At 62.7% G+C, this 3,006-nt stretch carries 5 protein-coding genes; 4 read left to right on the top strand and 1 reads right to left on the bottom strand.

Annotation, left to right across the window (positions count from 1 at the left end):
• Positions 1-198: citrate/2-methylcitrate synthase (locus tag Q0S16_RS21155; RefSeq protein WP_295852633.1), on the top strand; the 198-nt coding region annotated here is incomplete at its 5' end.
• Between the two features lie 138 nt (positions 199-336).
• On the opposite strand, the gene Q0S16_RS21150 is transcribed toward Q0S16_RS21155, so the two are convergent.
• Positions 337-804, bottom strand: a complete 468-nt coding sequence (locus tag Q0S16_RS21150; RefSeq protein WP_295852630.1) for an Lrp/AsnC family transcriptional regulator — start codon at positions 802-804, stop codon at positions 337-339.
• A 191-nt stretch (positions 805-995) separates the two neighbouring features.
• On the opposite strand from Q0S16_RS21150, the gene Q0S16_RS21145 reads away from it, so the two are divergent.
• The 3 genes from Q0S16_RS21145 to Q0S16_RS21135 all read left to right on the top strand — a co-directional run.
• Positions 996-1,718 (top strand): aspartate/glutamate racemase family protein, encoded by a 723-nt coding sequence (locus Q0S16_RS21145; protein ID WP_295852627.1) that lies wholly within the window; start codon positions 996-998, stop codon positions 1,716-1,718.
• A gap of 110 nt (positions 1,719-1,828) precedes the next feature.
• The gene (locus Q0S16_RS21140; protein WP_295852625.1) at positions 1,829-2,770 is read left to right on the top strand and encodes a 4-hydroxy-tetrahydrodipicolinate synthase; all 942 of its coding nucleotides are present in this window, start codon (positions 1,829-1,831) and stop codon (positions 2,768-2,770) included.
• A gap of 3 nt (positions 2,771-2,773) precedes the next feature.
• Positions 2,774-3,006, top strand: a 233-nt coding sequence (locus tag Q0S16_RS21135; protein ID WP_295852623.1) for an SDR family NAD(P)-dependent oxidoreductase, incomplete at its 3' end; no start/stop codon positions are given.

Below are 3,006 nucleotides of genomic sequence, written 5' to 3'. Positions count from 1 at the left end.
TTCTATTCGGGCATCACGCTGAAGGCGATGGGCTTCCCGACCTCGATGTTCACCGTGCTGTTCGCGGTCGCCCGCACCGTCGGCTGGATCAGCCAGTGGAGCGAGATGATCGAGGACCCGCAGCAGAAGATCGGCCGTCCGCGCCAGCTCTACACCGGCGCCGCCCGCCGCGATTACGTCGATATCGCCAAGCGCTGATCGGTTTCAAACACCATACTGCAAAACGGCGGGCCTCACGGTCCGCCGTTTTCGTTTCAGCCGTCATTGCGAGGAGAACCTGAGCCCTCGCCTACGACTTTCTGGATTGCTTCGCCGCGCTCGCTATGACGGCTGCGGCTACTTCAACTGCATGTAGCTGGTCGGAATCGCCGTGGTGAACTTCATCTCTTCCATGGCAATGGAGGAGTTGATGTCGGAGAATTCAAGCCGCTTGATCATGCGCTGGTAGACCGCGTCATAGGTCTCGACGTCGGGCACCACGATACGCAGCAGATAGTCGGTTTCGCCGGTCAGCCGCCAGGCTTCGACGATCTCCGGAATGTCGGCGATGACCCGGCGGAACGCCTGCAGCCAGTCGGCTTCATGGCGCGGCGCCTTGACCGAGGCGAACACCGTCATCGGCACGTTGACCTTGCGGCGATTGAGCAGCGCCACCCGCCTCGTGATGACGCCATCCTCCTCCAGCCGCTTGATCCGGCGCCAGCATGGCGCCGTGCTGAGGCCGACCTTCTCGGCGATCGCGGCGACGGCGACGGAAGCATCGTTCTGCAGGATATCGAGAATGCGGCGGTCAATGGCATCCATCAAGGCGATTCTCTCCAGATCTTGAGCTATTGACGCCCGTAAATCGAATTCCGCGCAAAATACATGCGCAATACTCCGAGTAAGCACAAATATCTTACAAAGAATCTGAAAATCCTGAGATCTTCGACCGTTTTGTTGCGCGGCCGCTTCGCTATGCTTTGGCCAATATCCGCGATGACAAGGACACAGGAATGCGAACGATCGGCCTGATGGGCGGGATGAGCTGGGAAAGCACCGCGGTGTACTACCGGCGGATCAACGAGAATGTCCGCGACCAGCTCGGCGGCCTGCATTCGGCCGAGGTGATCCTGCACTCGGTCAATTTCGAGTCGATCGTGGCCTTGCAGCAGGCCGGCGACTGGGACCGGGCTGGCGCCAGGCTGGCGCAGGTCGCGCGGCATCTGGAGGCCGCCGGCGCCGACTGCGTGCTGATCTGCACCAACACCATGCACAAGCTGGCTGACATTGTGCAGGAGGCGATCTCGATCCCCTTGCTGCACATCACCGACATGACCGGCGCCGCCGTCAAGACCGCCGGCTGCCGCCGACCGCTACTGCTCGCCACTCGCTATACGATGGAACAGGACTTCTACCTGTCGAGGATGCGCGAGGCCCACGGGCTTGAGCCGATGGTCCCCCATGAAGCTGACAGGATCGCCGTGCATGACATCATTTTCGGCGAGTTGTGCCGCGGCGTTGTCCAGCACAGCTCGCGCCAGCGCTATCTGGAGGTGATCGCCACCGCCAAGGCCGCCGGGGCAGACAGCGTCATCCTTGGCTGTACCGAGATCGGCCTGTTGCTGGACGCCGACCATTTCGACCTGCCGGCGTTCGACTCGACGCTGATCCATGCCGATGCCGCCGTCGCCTTCGCGCTCGGAAAATACGATCACCCGCAGAGCCGTGCCGCATAAATTACCGTCGACCGTGACCGCTGCCGCAGAAATAGCACGACGCTACGCGGTGACCATCCGCCGCGGCCGTGATAGATTTTTACCGAATTCCGAACCGATGGAGATGCGAGATGTCGACCAAGAAGCTGACCGGATCGTTCGTGGCGCTGATCACCCCGTTCAACAAGGACGGCTCGGTAGACTACGCCGCGTTTCGAACCCTGCTGAAATTCCATCAGGACAATGGCACCTCGGCGATCCTGATCATGGGGTCGACCGGCGAGTCCTCGATGCTGTCGCAGGACGAGAAGAAGCAGATCATCGTTGAATGCGCCAAGATGAAAACCGCGGACATGCCGATCTTCTTCGGCTGCACCGGCAACAACACCGACACCACGATCGCCAATGTCCGCTTCGCCCGGGACAATGGCGCCGACGGCGCCATCCTCGCGGCGCCCGCCTACATCTGCGCGCCGGAAGCTGACATCGAGAGCTTCTTTCTCGACATTGCCGACGCAACCGACCTGCCGCTCGGCATCTACAACAATCCGCCGCGGGTGAAGAGCGACCTGCACTGGGACAACCTGATCCGCATCTTCAAGCACCCGAACTATGTCGTGCACAAGGAATCTACCGCCCGCGTCGGCCAGGTGGCGCAGGTGCTGGCCGCCGATTGCGGCGTCTCGGTGATGTGCTGCGACAGCCCGAATCTCGGCCTCGTGGTGCCGACCATGAGCCTCGGCGGCCACGGCACCGCCAACATGACCGGCAACCTCGCGCCAAGCGAGATGGCCACCATCTCGACGCCGTGGACCAGCTACAAGGAGGCCGAAGGCTTCAAGAACGCCTATCTCGGCCTGCTGCCGCTACTGCACTACACTTACTCGGCGATCAATCCGGTGGCCGTGAAGTCGCTGATGAAGGCGGTCGGTCTGCCGGCAGGCGACCTGCGCAAGCCGCTGACCATGCTGGAGGGTGAGGCGCTGGCCAAGGGCATCCGCATCATCCAGGAGCTCGGGCTCGACCAGAAATACGGCTACAAGATCAAGACGCTCTCGGCCGTCGCGGCCTAAGCGATGGATCTCGGCATTCGCGGCCGCAAGGCACTGTTGAGCGGTGCGAGCCGCGGTCTCGGCAAGGCCAGCGCCCTGGCGCTGGCCGAGGCAGGCGTCGATGTAACGATCGTCGCCCGCACGAAAGATGTTCTGGAAGCCACGGCCGAGGAGATCCGGACGGCGACCGGCGTGACGGTCACGGCCGTCACCGGCGACATCGCGACACCGGAGGGCCGCACGGCGGCGCTGGCGGC

It is taken from the genome of Tardiphaga sp. (assembly GCF_025356345.1).
In the GTDB taxonomy this organism is placed as follows: domain Bacteria; phylum Pseudomonadota; class Alphaproteobacteria; order Rhizobiales; family Xanthobacteraceae; genus Tardiphaga.
This window is presented reverse-complemented; position numbering and strand designations above follow the sequence as displayed.

Excerpts from the sequence above, each read along its gene's own strand:
- Q0S16_RS21150 (WP_295852630.1), bottom strand. The coding sequence starts at position 804 with ATGGATGCCATTGACCGCCGCATTCTCGATATCCTGCAGAACGATGCT.
- Q0S16_RS21140 (WP_295852625.1), top strand. The coding sequence starts at position 1,829 with ATGTCGACCAAGAAGCTGACCGGATCGTTCGTGGCGCTGATCACCCCG.
- Q0S16_RS21145 (WP_295852627.1), top strand. The coding sequence starts at position 996 with ATGCGAACGATCGGCCTGATGGGCGGGATGAGCTGGGAAAGCACCGCG.